Annotated in this window: 17 protein-coding genes and 1 pseudogene; 10 read left to right on the forward strand and 8 right to left on the reverse strand. The window is 70.0% G+C overall.

The window, feature by feature from the left end:
* From A5712_RS24895 to A5712_RS24910, 4 genes are read left to right on the forward strand one after another with little or no spacing between them, the layout of a single operon-like run.
* Positions 1–1,437 (forward strand): hypothetical protein, encoded by a 1,437-nt coding sequence (locus A5712_RS24895; RefSeq protein ID WP_082973650.1) that lies wholly within the window; start codon positions 1–3, stop codon positions 1,435–1,437.
* The gene (locus A5712_RS24900; protein ID WP_082973651.1) at positions 1,434–2,891 is read left to right on the forward strand and encodes an acyl-CoA reductase; all 1,458 of its coding nucleotides are present in this window, start codon (positions 1,434–1,436) and stop codon (positions 2,889–2,891) included. Before A5712_RS24895 ends, A5712_RS24900 begins: the two co-directional genes overlap by 4 nt.
* Positions 2,888–3,820, forward strand: a complete 933-nt coding sequence (locus A5712_RS24905) for an SDR family NAD(P)-dependent oxidoreductase (RefSeq protein WP_068111449.1) — start codon at positions 2,888–2,890, stop codon at positions 3,818–3,820. The genes A5712_RS24900 and A5712_RS24905 overlap by 4 nt, the downstream gene beginning before the upstream one ends.
* A complete protein-coding gene (locus tag A5712_RS24910; protein ID WP_068111408.1) occupies positions 3,817–4,389 on the forward strand; it encodes a TetR/AcrR family transcriptional regulator in 573 nt (190 codons plus the stop codon). The genes A5712_RS24905 and A5712_RS24910 overlap by 4 nt, the downstream gene beginning before the upstream one ends.
* 9 nt (positions 4,390–4,398) lie before the next feature.
* Here the strand turns inward: A5712_RS24910 and A5712_RS24915 are convergent, their stop codons facing one another.
* Genes A5712_RS24915 through A5712_RS24940 form a run of 6 tightly spaced genes read right to left on the reverse strand, consistent with a single transcriptional unit; the run spans position 4,399 to position 8,559 of the window.
* Positions 4,399–5,217 (reverse strand): enoyl-CoA hydratase/isomerase family protein, encoded by an 819-nt coding sequence (locus A5712_RS24915; protein WP_068111411.1) that lies wholly within the window; start codon positions 5,215–5,217, stop codon positions 4,399–4,401.
* Between the two features lie 11 nt (positions 5,218–5,228).
* Positions 5,229–5,879, reverse strand: a complete 651-nt coding sequence (locus A5712_RS24920; protein WP_068111414.1) for an LON peptidase substrate-binding domain-containing protein — start codon at positions 5,877–5,879, stop codon at positions 5,229–5,231.
* 4 nt (positions 5,880–5,883) lie between these two features.
* On the reverse strand, positions 5,884–7,014 hold the full coding sequence (locus A5712_RS24925) for a glutamate--cysteine ligase (RefSeq protein ID WP_082973652.1): 1,131 nt from the start codon (positions 7,012–7,014) through the stop codon (positions 5,884–5,886).
* Complete coding sequence (locus A5712_RS24930) at positions 7,004–7,711, reverse strand: superoxide dismutase family protein (protein WP_068111421.1); 708 nt, start codon at positions 7,709–7,711, stop codon at positions 7,004–7,006. The genes A5712_RS24925 and A5712_RS24930 overlap by 11 nt, the downstream gene beginning before the upstream one ends.
* A 46-nt stretch (positions 7,712–7,757) precedes the next feature.
* Positions 7,758–8,231, reverse strand: a complete 474-nt coding sequence (locus A5712_RS24935; RefSeq protein WP_068111424.1) for a LytR C-terminal domain-containing protein — start codon at positions 8,229–8,231, stop codon at positions 7,758–7,760.
* 19 nt (positions 8,232–8,250) lie between these two features.
* The gene (locus A5712_RS24940; RefSeq protein ID WP_066931013.1) at positions 8,251–8,559 is read right to left on the reverse strand and encodes a DUF3263 domain-containing protein; all 309 of its coding nucleotides are present in this window, start codon (positions 8,557–8,559) and stop codon (positions 8,251–8,253) included.
* A gap of 205 nt (positions 8,560–8,764) precedes the next feature.
* On the opposite strand from A5712_RS24940, the gene A5712_RS24945 reads away from it, so the two are divergent.
* The 5 genes and pseudogenes from A5712_RS24945 to A5712_RS32770 form a co-directional block, all read left to right on the forward strand.
* Complete coding sequence (locus A5712_RS24945; protein WP_068111428.1) at positions 8,765–9,358, forward strand: peptide deformylase; 594 nt, start codon at positions 8,765–8,767, stop codon at positions 9,356–9,358.
* Entirely contained in the window at positions 9,358–10,110 is a 753-nt protein-coding gene (locus A5712_RS24950) for a GCN5 family acetyltransferase (RefSeq protein ID WP_068111431.1), read from the forward strand. Before A5712_RS24945 ends, A5712_RS24950 begins: the two co-directional genes overlap by 1 nt.
* 17 nt (positions 10,111–10,127) lie before the next feature.
* A complete protein-coding gene (locus A5712_RS24955; RefSeq protein WP_197519494.1) occupies positions 10,128–10,934 on the forward strand; it encodes an exodeoxyribonuclease III in 807 nt (268 codons plus the stop codon).
* Positions 10,935–11,110: 176 nt separating this feature from the next.
* Positions 11,111–11,551 (forward strand): hypothetical protein, encoded by a 441-nt coding sequence (locus A5712_RS31085; RefSeq protein WP_068111461.1) that lies wholly within the window; start codon positions 11,111–11,113, stop codon positions 11,549–11,551.
* Between the two features lie 1,818 nt (positions 11,552–13,369).
* A pseudogene (locus A5712_RS32770) lies at positions 13,370–15,742 on the forward strand (cation-translocating P-type ATPase); the annotation flags it as partial.
* On the opposite strand, the gene A5712_RS32775 reads toward A5712_RS32770, so the two are convergent.
* Complete coding sequence (locus A5712_RS32775) at positions 15,705–16,001, reverse strand: Rv1535 domain-containing protein (RefSeq protein WP_369830432.1); 297 nt, start codon at positions 15,999–16,001, stop codon at positions 15,705–15,707. The pseudogene A5712_RS32770 and the gene A5712_RS32775 overlap by 38 nt on opposite strands.
* Before the next feature lie 63 nt (positions 16,002–16,064).
* On the opposite strand from A5712_RS32775, the gene A5712_RS24970 reads away from it, so the two are divergent.
* A complete protein-coding gene (locus A5712_RS24970) occupies positions 16,065–16,340 on the forward strand; it encodes a hypothetical protein (RefSeq protein ID WP_152531587.1) in 276 nt (91 codons plus the stop codon).
* A gap of 10 nt (positions 16,341–16,350) precedes the next feature.
* Here the strand turns inward: A5712_RS24970 and A5712_RS24975 are convergent.
* Positions 16,351–16,643, reverse strand: a 293-nt coding sequence (locus tag A5712_RS24975) for an ATP-binding protein (RefSeq protein ID WP_197519493.1), incomplete at its 5' end; no start/stop codon positions are given.

Below are 16,643 nucleotides of genomic sequence, written 5' to 3' on the forward strand. Positions count from 1 at the left end.
GTGACAGCCACCGGAACCACCGCCCAAGCGGTCGACCAATTCATGAACGACCCGATCGGGTTCTTCGGCCAGTCCTACACCCGAATGCACAGCATCGGGCGCCCCGAGCTGGAGGAGTTGCAACGCCAGGCGATGGGCGTCCGCTTCCGGGAGCACTACGACTCCATCGAGATGCTGCGCAAACTGGCCGACCGGCTCGGCATCACGGCGCTTGACGAATTCAATGACGTTGTGCCGCTGTTCTTTTCGCACACGGCCTTCAAGTCCTACCCGGCCGCGCTCGTCGACAAGAAGCGCTTCGACCTGATGACCAAGTGGCTGGACAAGCTGACCAGCTACGACCTGTCCGGCGTGGACACCGCGGGCTGCGCCGGGATCGACGACTGGATCGACCGACTCGACGCGCAGACCCCGCTTGAGGTCATCACCTCTAGCGGCACCACCGGCACCATCTCGATCCTGCCCAAGGACAAGCGCGGCGCCCGCGAGGGCATGGCGCTGTGGAAGATCTGCCTTTTCCAAACCTTCGGCCGAGAACCCACCGAAACAGAACTCAACCCGGTGGTGGACGTGGTGTGGCCCAACTTCGCCAACGGCAAGCTCGGTCATCTGCGCATCGCCAACATGATCAAGCGCGGCTTCACCGGCGGCGACGAAAGCAGATTCCACGCCCTGTATCCCTTCGCGGTGGACACCGACCTGATGTTCCTGGCGTCCAAGATGCGGGCGGCCGCGTCGCGCGGCGAGCTCGACCGGCTCGAGATCGACCCCGCACTTGCCGCCCGCAAGGACGAGTTCATCGCCATGCAGGCGCGCCAGGCCCAGGACATGGAGGCGTTCTTCGCCCGCATCACCGAACAGCTGCGCGGCAAACGGGTGTTCATGACCAGTACCTTCCACCTGATGTACGACATCGCCAGGGCCGGTCTGGAGCGCGGAGTACGCAATGTTTTCGCGCCCGACTCGGCGATTCTCACGGGCGGCGGCATGAAAGGCGTTGCGCTGCCTGACGATTTCATGGAAGTCATCAAGGACTTCCTCGGGGTCGACCGGATCCAGGTGGGTTACGGCTTCTCCGAGTCAAGCACGTTTCACTGGGGCTGCAGCGAGGGCCGCTACCACGTCGCACCCTGGGTCATCCCGTTCGTCCTCGATCCAGACACCAGCGAGCCGCTCCCCCGCACCGGGGTGCAGACCGGCCGCGCGGCCGTTTACGACATCCTGCTGCGCGCGCACTGGGGCGGCGTCATCTCCGGCGACGAGGTGACGATCGACTGGGACCTGCGATGCCCCTGCGGGCAGGCGAGCGTCGCGTTCGAGAAGGACATCATGCGCTACAGCGAAAAGAATGAGATCGAAGACGACCGGATCACCTGCGCCGCAACACAAGAGGTGCACGACGAGGCGGTCAACTTCATGAAGGGCGTGGACCTGTGATCGCCTACACCGTCCCGCTGTTCTTGCGCGGACGGGTCATCACCGACGACCTCGTTGGGTTCGACACCCGCCGCGGTGCCGCGCAGTTTCAGGCACCGGACATGCGCAAGTACGTCGAGCAGCTCCCGCTCAAAAGCCCCGCGGAAATGACCGACCTCTACGAGGTCGGCTTCGACGAGATCCTCGACGTGCTCCAGGCGCTGGGCGACGCCCTTGACTTCGAGTCCAATGCCCACCTGCAGGAGGCGTACGAAGCGTCACTGGTGGCCAACGTGTTGCCGGCCGACATGCTGCAGAACAGCTATCGCGTTCTGCGGCCACTCTTTTCCCGCGATAACGTCACCGAAATCGCCGACAGCCAGGTCGGGCTGGACTACCTCAACGGATGGGTCCCGCACAAACTGCGCGACGGCCGCGAACTGCGCGTGCGGGCCTTCGGCTCCCGCGTCCTGCACATCCCGGCGGGCAACGGCGGGCTGGTCTCGGCCGTGACGATCCTGCGTTCGGTGATCACCCGGTCCGACGTGATCGTCAAGGCGCCGTCCAACGATCCGCTGACCGCGATCGCGATCGCGCGCACGCTGGCCGACGTCGCGCCGAATCACCCGATCACCCGGCACCTGTCGGTGGGGTATTGGAAGGGCGGCGACGTGGCCGTCGAAGAGGCCCTCTACCAACCGCATCACATCGAAAAGATCGTGGCGTGGGGAGGATTGGCGTCGGTCAAGCACGTAACCCGTTACATTCAGCCCGGTTTGGAGCTCATCGCTCTCGACCCGAAGCGCAGCGCCACCATCATCGGACGCGAGGCGTTCGCCGACGAACACACCATGCGCGAGGTGGCCCGCCGCGCCGCGACAGACATCGGCGTCGCCAACCAGGAAGGCTGCGCCAACGCCCGGGTCATCTACGTACTCAGCGGGACGGATGCCGAGGGGCTGGCCAACGCCAACCGGTTCGGCGAATTGGTCTACCGGGAGCTGGTGGCGTTGCCCGCGGTTGTCAGCACCCCGCCGCGATATCCGAACCGCGAGCTGCTGGATCACCTGGAGTCCTCGCGCATGGCCGACGATTTCTACCGCGTCATCGGCGGTGAGCGGCGCGAGGGCGCCATCGTCGTCTCACAGTTCGATCAGCCCGTGGACTACTCGCCGATGCTGTCCGGGCGGGTGGCTAACATCGTCCCGGTGGACAACATCGACCAGGTCACGGCGGCGGTGAACTCCTATACGCAGACGATCGGCATTTACCCGGAGTCCCTCAAGCGTCGGCTGCGAAACACGTTGCCGCTGTTCGGCGCCCAGCGGCTGACCAGCCTGGGCTACGCCTGCAGCGTTGCGGTCGCCGCGCCGCAGGACGCACTCGAGCCGATCCGGCGGATGTGCAAATGGATCGTCGACGAGGAATGCGACCCGGACGTGGTCATTCCGCTGTGGCGGTTGGCACCGGCATGACGGAACGCCCGACGGCCATGCAGGTCGTCGACGGAATCGACCTGTCGGGCAAGACGTGCGTCGTCACCGGCGCGTCCTCGGGGTTGGGCCGCGAGTCGGCGCGCGCGCTCGCCGCCGCCGGCGCGCACGTCGTCCTGGCCGCCCGCAACCGCGATGCCTTGGCGCAGACTTCCCAGTGGATAGCGGACCAGGTGCCCGACGCCCGGACCCCGGTGGTGGAGCTCGACCTCACGTCGCTGGCCAGTGTCCGCGCGGCGGCGAGCGCCATCCGCGATATCGCGCCGGTCATAGACGTCTTGATTAACAACGCCGGGGTCATGTTCACGCCGTTCGGCCGGACCCGCGACGGATTCGAAACGCAGATCGGCACAAACCATTTCGGGCATTTCGAACTCACCCGGCTGCTGGTGCCGCAACTGGCCGCCGCAGAGGGCGCGCGAATCGTCATCCTGTCCTCCGGCGGCCACGTCATGGGCGACGTCGACTTCGACGACCCCCACTGGGAGAGCAGGCAGTACGACAAGTTCGTCGCCTACGGCGCGTCGAAGACGGCGAACATCCTTCATGCGATCGAAGCGGACCGACGCCTCCGCGAGTCTGGCATCCGCGCCTACGCCGTCCACCCCGGCACCGTGGCCACCTCCCTGGCGCGGTACATGTCCCGCGCGGACTTTTCCGAGCTGCGAACGATGGTCGCCGCGCGCGCCGCCGCCCGCGGCGAACCGAGCGACGGCTCGCTCGAGCTCGCCACGCCCGAACAGGGGGCGGCCACCCAGGTATGGGCCGCGGTCAGCCCGGACCTGGCGGACAAGGGGGCGCTGTACCTGGAAGACTGCGGGGTCAGCGACGCGGTCGCGCCCCACGCGCGCGACGAACAGCGCGCGGCGGACTGGTGGATCCTCTCCGAGAAGTTGTGTGACAGAACGTGAACAGACACCAGCGGCGAAAGCTCGAGGTGCGGGACAAGATCCTCTCGGCCGCCTTCGAGCTGTTCCTGCGGAAGGGCGTTGCGGCCACGACCATCGAGGAAATCTGCGAGAGCGCCGACGTCGCCAATCGAACGTTCTTCAACCACTTCGCGACCCGTCAGGACATGATCCGGGCGCTGGCGGAGCGGCGGCTGCTCAACCTGCACGACGTCGTGTTCGACCGCGGCGATCAACCCATCCCGGCGCGCCTGGCCGGCGTGTTCGACGACATCGCCACCACGCTGGTCGGATCGGGCGACACCTACCGCGAGCTGATCGGGGAGATGATGGCCACCAGCGGCTACGGCATCCAGCGTGGTTTCAACCTGCACGACACCTTCGTCGAGCTGATCAAGGAGGGCGTCGCACGCGGAGAGGTCAATCCGCGTCACGACGCAGAAACGTTGGCCGACATACTCGTTGGCGCGCTGTGCGGGGGCATCCTCAACTGGACGGTTGACCGGACGTATTCGTTGGAGACCAACCTCCACAACCTCGGTGTCGCGCTGGCCGAATTGCTGAGCGTCTGAGGCACGCGCTCACGGCTCCGGCAACGGCGCCCAGTCGGCCGACAGCCGCGAGCTGAACCGCGGCGGCCGCCGATCCAGGAACGCGGTGACCCCCTCGCGGGCGTCGGCGGTGCCCATCACGCGGTGGTGCAGCTGGGTTTCCAGCGACGCGACCTGCCGCGGGCTGTAGTTGTGAATTGCGCTGTCCCACAGCAGCCGCTTGCACAACGCCGCCGACATCGGCGCGACGTGGGCCGCGATGTCGCGGGCCATCTCCACCGCGGACTCGAGCACCCGCTCGGACGGCAGCGCCCGGTTCGCGACGCCCAGCGCCACCGCCTCGGCGCCCGTGAAGGTGCGCCCGGTGAGCAGCACCTCGGCGGCCACCCCCAAGGTGGCCAGATGCGCCAGCGTCCAGTGCGACATGCAGTCGGGTATCACGCCCCGGCGCACTTGCACCACACCGTATTTGGCGTCCTCGGCCACCACGCGGATGTCGGCCTGCAGCGCGATCGTCAGGCCGATCCCGATCGCGTGGCCGTTGAGCGCGGCGATAACCGGCTTGCGCAACTCGAAGGCGGCCGGGTCGATCGGCGACGCCGAGAAAGCGTCGCGGTCCGATGGGGCGTCGAACGGCGAGATGTTGCCCGAGAAATCCGCGCCGACGCAAAACGCCCTGCCCGCACCGGTCACCACGATGGCGCGGACGTCGTCGTCCGCGTCGCAGTCGCGGTAGGCCCGGCTCAGCAGCGCGCCCATCTCGGCGGTGTAGGCGTTGAGATGTTCGGGGCGGTTCAGCGTCAGCACCGCCACGCCCTGGTCGATGTCGATCGTCACGTCGGCGCTCATCGCCTTGCCCCCTACTCGGACAGCTGGAACTCCACCATGTCGGCAAGCGCGTCCACGGCCTCGCTGAGCGCGGTGAAGCGGTCGGCGGCCGACGGCGCCGACAGCACGGCATAGCGGTCGGCGGCGCCGATCGGGATGCGAGATGCCAACGCGAACAGGCGTTGTCCGGCGTCGGCGGCGTCGCCCTCCCGGTAGCCCAGCAGCACCTCGCGGCCCGGCAGCCGGGCGTCGCGGGCCTCCGCGATCCGTTCGAACAGGGCGATCACCCGATCCTCGAGCCCGCGCAGCTGCGCGCCGGGCACCGGGTCGCCCGGTTCGTCGGGCCAGCGCGTCACGGCCGCGCGCGGATACGGGTCGTCGGGCAGCCACTGGCGCACCCGGATCCGCTCACCGGTGCGGCAGCGCAGCGCGTACCGGCCGGCGCCGAGGTCGGCGTGTTCGTCGATGCGCGACAGGACCCCGACGTCACAGCGCGCGTCGCCGCCGCCCACCTCGCGGCCCTGCGCGATCAGCACGACGCCGAACGGTTCGTCGCGGTCGAGGCAGCGCCGCACCAACGCGCCGTAGCGGGGCTCGAAGATGCGCAACGGCAACTCCTGGTCGGGCAGCAGCGGCGACTCCAGCGGAAACATCGCCAGCTCAAGGGTTTCGGGATCCGCCATGATGCTAAATGTCCAGCTCGGCCACCAGCGCGTCGACGACCGCGCGCAGGTCGCCGTCGTGCTCCTCGGCCACCCGCCGCTGCCGCTGATACGACGCCCCGCCTTGGCAGATGTCGGAGACCGCGGCCAGTTCGTCGGCGCAATGCAGCGACTTCGCAATCGGTTCCAGCCGGTTCAGCACGTCGTCGAGGTCCTCGGTGACCAGCCGCTCGTTGCTCTCGGCATCCAGGATGATCACCGCGTCCAGGCCGTATCGCGCGGCGCGCCACTTGTTCTCCTGGACGTGCCACGGCGGCATGATCGGCAACGAGTCGCCGGCGTCCAGCCGGCGGTCCAGGTCCACCACCAGGCAGTGCGTCAACGCGACCAGCGCGCCGAGCTCACGCAGGTTGGGCACGCCGTCGCACACCCGCACCTCCAGCGTGCCCAGGTGCGGCGAAGGCCTGATGTCCCAACGGATTTCGTCCATGTGGTCGATGATGCCGGTCTTCTTCTGGTCGTAGACGAAGCCCTCGAACTCGGCCCAGGTCTGAAAGTGGAACGGCAAACCGGCCGTCGGCAGCTGCTGGAACATCATCGCGCGATTGCTCGCGTACCCGGTGTCCTCGCCGGCCCACCACGGCGACGACGCCGACAGCGCCAGCAGGTGCGGGTAGTAGTTGAGCAGCGACGTCATGATCGGCATCACCTTGTTGGCCGACGAGATCCCCACGTGCACATGCACTCCCCAGATCAGCATCTGCCGGCCCCACCACTGGGTGCGCTTGATCAGCTCGGCGTAGCGCGGCGCGTCGGTGAGCTTCTGCGCGGACCACTTGGCGAACGGGTGGGTGCCCGCGCAGAACAACTCCATGCCGCGGTCGCGGACGATCTTGCGGGCCGGGCCCAAGGTGTCGCGCAGGTCCTGCATCGCCTCCGCGGCGCATTCACAGATGCCGCTGACCACCTCGACGGTGTTGCGCAGCAATTCCTTGTGCACGCGCGGGTTTTGGCCGATCTCGGCGATCACGGCGGGGGCTTCGTTGCTCAGGTCGCGGGTCTGCGCGTCGATGAGCGCGAACTCCCATTCCACGCCGATGGTCGGCCGCGGTGAGCGGGCGAAATCGATGTGAGCGCGGGACCTGCTAGCCGGCACCGATGACACCGCACGCCACCCGCTTGCCGGCGTCACCGGTCGTCATCGTCATCTGGTCGGGGCCCGGCGTTCCGTTGGTCTGGTTGTAGCGATCGGAAGGGATGTTGGCGAAATTGTCGGCGCCGGCGTGGATCACGATCGCGGTCTTCTCGCCGGTCAGCAGGTCCTCCATGGCGAAGGCGTCGGTGGTTGTCACCAGCATCCCGACCCCGTCCTTGCGGACCTGCAGCGAGGTCAGGTCGCCGCTCTCCGGTGTCCCGGAATGCCCGGGCGCCTGGAAATGCCCGCCGGCGGACAGGAAGTCGCCGGGCGCGCCGCCGGTCGGGGCCGTCGAATTGGCCTCGCACTTGCCGACCTTGTGGATGTGTACGCCGTGGAACCCCGGCGCGAGGTGCCCGGCGCCGCTCGTCGCGATCGTGATGGTGGCGTAGCCGTTGCTGAAGTCGAACTTCGCGGTCGCCACCTCGACCCCGTCGGGTCCCTTCAGCCGGGTGGTGATGCTGCGCCCCGCGGGCTGCTGTTGCTGATCGCCCTCGGCGCCCGCGCCGGCCGTCGGCGCGCTCGACCCGGTCCACACCGCCGGCGTGGTGCCGGGGACCGACGAGGCGTGCTGGGGCGATGCGCACGCGCCCAGCAAGGCGACGCAACCCACCGCGAACAGGGCGGGCATGGCGGCGGCGTTGCGGTGCTTAGGCATAGCGAGAGCCTATCCCGAGCACCCCCGAATTTCCGAGCAGCGACCCTCAGCCCGTCACCAGGACGATGACGCCGGGCGGCTGGTCCTTGAGCGCCGGAATCCGCGGCTGGACGGGCGCTCCCAGCTTCTGGCCCACCGCGTCCGCGGTGGCGTGCTCGCCCTCGGCGTCGGTGTAGTACACCGTCGTCGCCGTGACGTCGGGGATCGTCAGGTTTCCGACGTCGGTCACCTTGAACCCGGCGGACGTGAGCTGATCCTTGGTCTTTGCGGCGACGCCCTCTTTGGACGAGATGTTGTAGACGTGCACCTCGGCCTGGTTCGCGGGGGCGCTGCTGGTGGCGGCCGACGAAGTGGTGGTGCTGGTGACGCTGGACGCCGCCGACGCCGACTCGTCATCGGACTTCCCGGAGGAACTGAGCGCCTGCCACCCGAGCAGCAGGAAGATGACGCCCAGGAACAACAGCACCATCACCATGGCCCGAAGGGGAAGGCCCGTGGAGTCGGGCACGCGCTCTTTCATCGTGCCCCACTGTAGCGAGTTAGGTCACCTCGAAGCCGAGGCGGCGCGCGGCCCGCGCCTTCTGCCGGCTGGCGCGCAGCCGCCGCAGCCGCTTCACCAGCATCGGGTCGGCGGCGAGCGCCTCGGGCCGATCGACCAGCGCGTTGAGCACCTGGTAGTAACGCGTCGCCGACATCGAGAACAGCTCCTTGATGGCGTCCTCCTTCACCCCGGCGTACTTCCACCATTGGCGCTCGAACGCCAGGATGTCGTGCTCGCGACGGGTGAGGCCATCGGCGATTTCAGCGTCGTCCCCCGATCGATTTGCCCGCGCCATGGCGCTGTCCATATCCGCTTCCCCTGGACCCTTCCGGCGATTCTCAACGTGCTCGAATGACTTGACTTACGTAGGCGTTTCAAGGGCATGTTTCGCGCGAATATTGAACCACGCCGCGAACCCTCAAGCCGTAATCCAGACCCGCGAGTCGGCCGATTCGCTGTGATTGCCCGGCTCCCCCGGAGGCCGCGCTGGGCCCCGAATAAGCTGACCGATCATGGCAGTCGTACCCATACGCATCGTCGGAGACCCGGTCCTGCACGCCCCGACGACGCCGGTGGCCGTCGCCGCCGACGGTTCGCTGCCGGCCGAGCTGCCCGAGTTGATCGCCACCATGTACGACACCATGGACGCCGCGCACGGCGTCGGGCTCGCCGCCAACCAGATCGGATACGGTCTGCGGCTCTTCGTCTACGACTGCTCCGAGGACCGGGGGCTGACCGACCGCCGGCGCGGCGTCGTCATCAATCCGGTCCTGGAGACCTCCGAGATTCCCGAGACCATGCCGGACCCGGGTGACGACGACGAGGGCTGCCTGTCGGTTCCGGGCGAGTCGTTCCCCACCGGCCGGGCGAAGTGGGCGCGGGTGACCGGGCTCGACGCCGACGGCAGCCCGATCGCCATCGAGGGCACCGGCCTGTTCGCGCGGATGCTGCAACACGAAACCGGGCACCTGGACGGCTTCCTGTACCTGGATCGCCTCATCGGCCGGCACGCGCGCGCCGCGAAACGCGCCGTGAAGTCACACGGTTGGGGCGTGCCGGGGCTGTCGTGGCTGCCCGGCGAGGGGCCGGACCCGTTCGGTCACTGATGGTCTCGTGGCCGGACCTGGGAACGCGGGTGAGTGTTCGCTACCGGCTCCCCGCCGGATCCGTTCCGCCCCTGACCGACGCGGTCGGACACCTGCTGGCCGTCGATCCGCTGGTGCGGGTGCGGACGAAAACGGGCGCGGTGGTGCAGTTCGCGCCCACCGACGTCGTCGCACTCCGGGCGCTGACCGACGCGCCGGTGCGCACCTCCGACATCCGGGCGGTCGAGCACGTCGCCGCCGCGGCCTGGCCCGGCGCCGAACAGGCCTGGGTCGACGGCTGGCTGCTGCGCACCGGCCCCGGGTCCCTCGCCGATTCGGCTGTACCACTTGATATCTCGGCTCAAATGACCGCCGTGCCGGCGATCGTCGGCTGGTATCGGCGGCGCGGCCTGACACCGCGGCTGGCCATCCCCGACCGCTTGCTGCCGATCCCGCCCGGCGTGCCGAGCGAACGCACCGAACAGATCCTGGTGCGCGACCTCTCGGGCGTCACGCCCGAACAACGGCGCGACGGGGGCTGGCGCGCGGCGGTCACCGAAGCGCCCGACGGCAGCCGGTGGCTGTGCCTGGCGGCCGACGGCCCGGCGCCTCCCGAGTGCGAGACGCTGTTGGCCTGGGGCGCCGGCCAAGGGGCGACCCGCGGTTACCTGCAGGTCGGCGACGACGACGCCGACAACCTCGCCCTGGCCGCGGCGCTCGGCTTCCGGCTGCACCACCGCCGCCGCTACATCCGGGCGATCGATACCGTCTAGCCATGCCCGACGGCGCGATTCGCTTGGCCACCTGGAACGTGAATTCGATTCGCACGCGCCTCGACCGCGTCCTCGACTGGCTGACCCGCGCCGACGTCGACGTGCTCGCCATGCAGGAGACCAAGTGCGCCGACGGCCAGTTCCCCACCCTGCCGTTCTTCGAACTCGGCTATGAGGTCGCGCACGTCGGCTTCAACCAGTGGAACGGCGTGGCCATTGCCTCCCGCGTCGGCCTCGACGACGTCGCGATCGGCTTCGAGGGCCAGCCCACCTGGACGTCCAAGCCGGAGGTCGCCGCCACCGCGGAGGCCCGCGCGCTCGGCGCCACCTGCGCCGGCGTGCGGGTGTGGAGCCTGTACGTGCCCAACGGCCGCGCCGTCGGCGACCCGCACTACACCTACAAGCTGAATTGGCTTGCCGCGCTGCGGGATACGGCGGTGGGTTGGCTGCGTGACGATCCCGCGGCGCCGATCGCGCTGGTCGGCGACTGGAACATCGCCCCGACGGACGAGGACGTGTGGAGCACCGAATACTATGCCGGCGCGACCCACGTCTCCGAGCCCGAGCGCCGCGCGTTCGACGCCATCGTCGACGCGCAATTCACCGACGTGGTAAGGCCTTTCACTCCCGGCCCCGGCGTCTACACCTACTGGGACTACACCCAGCTGCGGTTCCCGAAGAACCGGGGCATGCGTATCGATTTCATCCTCGCGTCACCGGCGTTGGCCGGCCGGGTCACCGGCGCCCAGATCGCCCGCGACGAGCGCAAGGGCAAGGCCCCGAGCGATCACGCGCCGGTGCTGGTCGATGTGAGCCAGCTTTAAGCTCCATGTGAGCCCGGTTTAAGAAGTTGCTCGTTGTACGCGCGTTTGTAACGTGGCAGGCTTTCGCCTTATAGATGCAGAGAACTATTTCGTTGTTGCTGTTAACCTCGCGTTCAACGGGTATACGGGTGGCCACGCGGTTCCCAGTGAGAGCGATGAGATACCAGGGAGTGATCATGGGTGTCGTCGGTGGCGCAGTGCGCAGCGTGGGCAAGACGGTGGGTCGCGCGGCGGACGCGACCACGGCGGCCGCGGGAGCCGTGGGCGGCGCCGCGGTCAACGGAGTCGTCGGCGGTGTGACGGGAGCCGCCGAGGGCATCAAGCGCGGGATCAACAGCGGCAGTCACTCGACACCCGCGGCCGCGCTGGCGCTGGGCGCGATCGGCGTGGCCGGCCTGGTCGAGTGGCCGGTGCTGCTGGCCGTCGGGGGCGGAGCGCTCCTGTTGCACAGGCTGAATCGCAAGCCCGAGAACGGCGCCGCCCCGAAGGCCAGCCTCAAACCGGTGCCCTCCGAACCGTCGAAGAAGGCGGCGCCGCAGAAGGCCGCCAGCAAGCCGGCGGCCAAGAAGGCGGCCGGGCGCCGCGCCGGTGCCGCCGAGCTGCGCAGCACCAACTAAGAATCGTCCGGGGAGCCCTTGAGCATTGTCACGTCGCTACCACGATCGACGCCGCTGCGGGCCCTCACCGGATTGGCACAAGAGGCCCTTCACATCGCGGCGATTCCGCTGCGCGAAGGCGCCAGGGCGCTCACCGGCGACCTTCCCGCCGAAACGCTGAGCCGGCGCTGTTGGCGCGGTGAGCAGCGCGCCTGGATCGAGGTGCGCGGCCTCGAAGACGCGAATGACGGCGAATTGGGCCGCGCCGTGCTCGGCGGCCTGGGCGATCACCCGGGTGTCACGTCGGCCAGCCTGAACCATCCGCTGTCGCGCGTCGTGGTCACCCTCGGCGATCCGGACATTTCGCTGCGGGACCTGTGCCGCGTGGTCGAGGACGCCGAAAAACGTTGCCGCTCAACCCACAAGGCGCCCGCGACGGCTTTGCCGGGCGACGGTGTGGTGGCGGCGACCCGGGCCGTGACCGTGGCCGCCAACGCGGCCGGGCTGGGCATCGCGCTGGCCGGGCGCGCGCTGCACTGGCCGCGACTGCCGATCGGGATCCAGGCGCCCGTCGTGGCGATCGACTACCAGCCCTGGTTGCGACGCCTGCTCGAGGACCGCATCGGCGGGCCCGCGACCGACACCGTGCTGACACTGGCCATGACGGCCGCCGAAACCGTCACGCTCGCGCCGGCGTCGCTGTCGGTGGGCCTGCTGATGCAGTCGCTGAAGGCCGCCGAATGCCGCGCCGAGGCGCGCGCCTGGCGACGGCACGAACCCGAGCTGGCCCGCCACGCCGACCAACCGCCCAGCGACGCGCCGTCGCCGCGGCCGCCACGGGCCCGGGTGGTGGAACGCAGCGCCGGGCGGTTCGCGCTCATCCAGGCGCTCGGCGCGGGCCTGGTCGGCGCCACCACCCGCAACCCGAACATGGCCGCCACCGCCGTGCTGGTGACCGCCCCCAAGGCCAGCCGGACCACGCCGGAGGCTTTCGCCGCCGCCCTGGGACGCGGGTTGGCCGACCGGCACGCCGTCCTGTCGCTGCGGCCCGACGCGCTGCGCCGCCTGGACCGCGTCGACGCCATCGTGATCGACCCGCGGGTGCTGTGCACCACCGGCATGCGGGTGGCGCGCATCCGCGGCGCCGACGAGCGTGAACTGTCCGCCGCGTGGAACCGCGCCCAGCTGGTGCTGCAGAACAACGGCCAACGGCCGGGCTGGCACCGGGTGCCCGGGATGTCCGCCAACGAGCCGCACGCGGCGGTCGAGGCGCTTTTCCGCCCCTCCCACGACCCGCTGGCGTCGGCCGTGGTCGCCGAGGCGCACCGCACGGGAGCGGAGCTGGTGTCCATCGACGTCGATTCCCTGGGCGAGCTGCGCCCCGCGTTCGACGAGATCACCCCGCTCGCCAACGGCTCGATGGACGACGCGCTCGCCCGTGCCGTCGCGGACCTGCAACAGCAGGGCCGAACCGTCGCCGTGCTGTCATCGTCTGGCGCACAAGCGCTTTCGTCGGCCGACGTGGCGCTGGGCGTGCTGCCGCAGCCCGGCGCCGGCCCGCCGCCCTGGTGCGCGGACCTGCTGCTGCCCGACCTCGCGGCCGCCTGGCGGGTGCTGCACGCGCTTCCCGCGGCCAAGGCCGCCACCCAGCGCGGGGTCGGGATATCGGCCGGCGCGACGGCCATGGGATCGCTGCTGATGATCCCGGGCGTGCGCGGCCTGGGCCCCGGACCGGTGACCACCGGTGCCGCGGCGGGCGCGCTGTCCGGCTGCCTGCTGGCCCGCGGGATCATGACGGCGGACGCGCCGCGGCCGGCGGCCGTTCACGAATGGCACGCGATGTCCGTCGAGCAGGTGCGCAAGGCCCTGCCGCCGCCCGAGCCGGACGCGCAGGCCGAGCCCGAAGGGCGGGTCGAAGCGCCGCCGAACGCCGTGTGGCAACTCCTCAAGGCCGTGCGTGCCGAGCTGACCGACCCGCTGACCCCGGTGCTGGCGCTCGGGTCGGCGGCCAGCGCGGTGCTCGGTTCCCCCGTCGATGCCGTCCTGGTGTTCTCGGTCTTGACCGGCAACTCGATCCTGGCGGCCAGCCAGCGGCTGCGCGCCGAGAACCGCCTCGATCGCCTGCTGGCACAGCAGATCCCGCCGGCCCGCAGGGTCGACACCGGCCCGGACGGCGAGCGCAGCTACACCGACGTCATCGCGGCGCAGCTGCGGCCCGGCGACATCATCGAGATCCGGACGCACGAGGTGGTGCCCGCCGACGCGCGGATCCTCGAGGAGGTCGACGTCGAGGTCGACGAGTCGACGCTGACCGGCGAGTCCCTCTCGGTGGAAAAGCAGGTCGACGCCACGCCGGGCGCCGACCTCGCCGAGCGTCGCTGCATGCTGTACGCCGGGACCACCGTCGTGGCGGGCACCGCGGTCGCCGTGGTGACCGCGGTCGGCGCCGACACCCAGGAGCGCCGCGCCGCCGAGCTCGTCTCCGGCGACACCGCGTCCGACATCGGCCTGCAGCACCAGCTCAGCCAGCTCACCAACCGGGCCTTCCCCGTCAGCGTCACCGGCGGCGCGCTGGTCGGCGGGCTCGGGATGTTGCGCGGAACGGGCCTGCGCCAGGCAGTGGCCAGCGGCATCGCCATCGCCGTCGCCGCGGTCCCCGAAGGGATGCCCCTGGTGGCGACGCTGGCGCAGTCGGCGTCCGCGCGACGGCTGACCAAGTTCGGCGCGCTCGTCCGAGTTCCGCGTTCGGTGGAGGCGCTCGGCCGCATCGACGTCGTCTGCTTCGACAAGACGGGCACGCTGAGCGAGAACCGCCTGCGGGTGGCCGAGGTCCGTCCCGCGCCGGGGCACTCGGCCGAGGAGGTGCTGCGCCACGCGGCGCACGCCGCCCCCGCCGCCAACGGCAGCCCGCAGGCGCACGCCACCGACGCCGCCATCGTCGAGGCGGCGCAGCGTTCGCTCGACGGCTCGGCGCCGACCGGCGAAGCGGACGCGCACCTGCCCTTCCGCTCCGGGCGGTCGTTCTCCGCCTCGGTCACCGGGACGGAGCTGACCGTCAAGGGCGCGCCCGAAGTGGTGCTGGCCGCCTGCGAGAACACCGGCCCGAAGATCCAGAAAGCGGTCGGCGAGCTGGCCGCCGGCGGTCTGCGGGTGATCGCGGTGGCGCAGCGCCGGCTGACGGCGCAGCAGGCCGAGGCGATCCGCGACGACCCGGACGACATCGCGGACTTCTGCCGCGACGGGCTGACCCTGACCGGGTTCCTCGGCCTGTCCGACACGCCGCGCCCCGAGGCGGTCGAGCTGCTGGCCAACCTGCGCCGCCAGGGCGTGGGCATCAAGCTGATCACCGGCGACCACCCCATCACCGCACTGGCCATCGCCCGGGAGCTGGGCCTATCGGTGACCGACGAGCAGGTGATCAGCGGTTCCGAGTGGGACGCGTTGTCGCGCAAGGACCAAGAGCGCGTCGTGACCGAGCGGGTGATCTTCGCGCGGATGACGCCCGAGAACAAGGTGCAGGTGGTCCAGACGCTGGAGGGCGCCGGCGTGCTGTGCGCGATGGTCGGCGACGGGTCGAACGACGCCGCCGCCATCCGGGCCGCCACCGTCGGCATCGGCGTGGTCGCGGGCGGCAGCGACCCGGCCCACATGGCGGCCGACGTGGTGCTGGTGGACGCCCGCATCGAGGCGCTGGTGCAGGCCATCGAGGAGGGGCGCCAGCTCTGGCAGCGGGTGCAGGCGGCGGTGTCGGTGCTGCTGGGCGGCAACGCCGGCGAGGTGCTGTTCGCCGTCATCGGCAGCGCGATCACCGGCACGTCGCCGCTGAACACCCGGCAGCTCCTGCTGGTGAACATGATGACCGACGCGCTACCGGCCGCCGCCCTGGCGGTCAGCGAGCCCAGCACCCCGATGGACCCGGGCATTCGGGGCCCCGACCAACCCGCGCTGTGGCGCGCGGTGGCCATCCGCGGCGTCACCACCGCCGCCGCGACGACGGTGGCGTGGGCCATGGCGAGCGTCACGGGCCGCCCGCAGCGGGCCTCCACCGTGGCGCTGGTCGCGCTGGTGGGCGCCGAGCTGGGCCAGACGCTGCTGGACTCTCACGCCCCGCTGGTGGTGCTCACGGCGGTGGGTTCGCTCGGCGCGATGGGGACGCTGATCAGCATCCCGGTGGTCAGCCAGTTGCTCGGCTGCACACCGCTTGGTCCGGTTGGCTGGGGACAAGCTCTGGGCGCCGCCGCCGGGGCGACCGTCGCGATAGCCGTTCTGAACCGGTTTTCGGACGGTTGGGGCAGCCCGCACACGCTGCCACCAGGACCTGACGCGACGACCGGTGCGCCGTCCGATCGGAATGGCGAATCTCAACCACCCCGGCCCGCCAAAGCAGCGCATAAAGTTGCACCAGAGGCACCTTCAGCACCAAAGCGATCGACGAAACCAGCGGATCGGACACGGAGTCGGTCGTCGACATAAGTCCGACGGTGGTCGGAGTACTCGGCGGGGCGGCAAACCCTTCGTTACCGAAAGGCGAATCATGGCCGAAAAGAAATCGCGCAAGGGGACCTCGCAGAGCGAAGCCGTACAGAAGATCCGCGAGGGCGAAACGTTCGTGGTGAACGTGCCGGTCGTGGGTCAGGTGGAGATTCCGCGACCCGAGCAGCTGGCCTACTACGGCGGCCTGGCGGCCCTGGCGGCGTTCGAACTCATCGACTGGCCCGTCGCCCTGGTCATCGCCGCCGGCCACGTGCTCGCGAGCAACCACCACAACCGGCTCCTCGAGGAGCTCGGCGAGGCGATGGAAGAGGTCTAGCCGCTCAGGTCTAGCCGCTCACCGCGTTGTCGAACTCCAGCGTGACCCGGGTGCCGCCCGGGGTGCGGACGGTGGCGACGCGGTCGGCCAGCCCACCGATCAGGGTCAGCCCGCGCCCGCGCCGGCGGCTGCGCAGGCTGGCGGACGAATCGTCAGCCCAGCTCCCCGTGTCGCTGACGGTGACCGCGACGGTCTCCCCGTGCAGGAATGCCTCGACGGAGACGGTCCGGCGCGGCTCGCAGCGGCTGCCGTGTTCGATGGCGTTGGTAACGGCCTCGCCCGTCGCCAGCAGGACGTCCTCCT

Source organism: Mycobacterium sp. E2327 (assembly GCF_001672675.1).
GTDB lineage: Bacteria > Actinomycetota > Actinomycetes > Mycobacteriales > Mycobacteriaceae > Mycobacterium.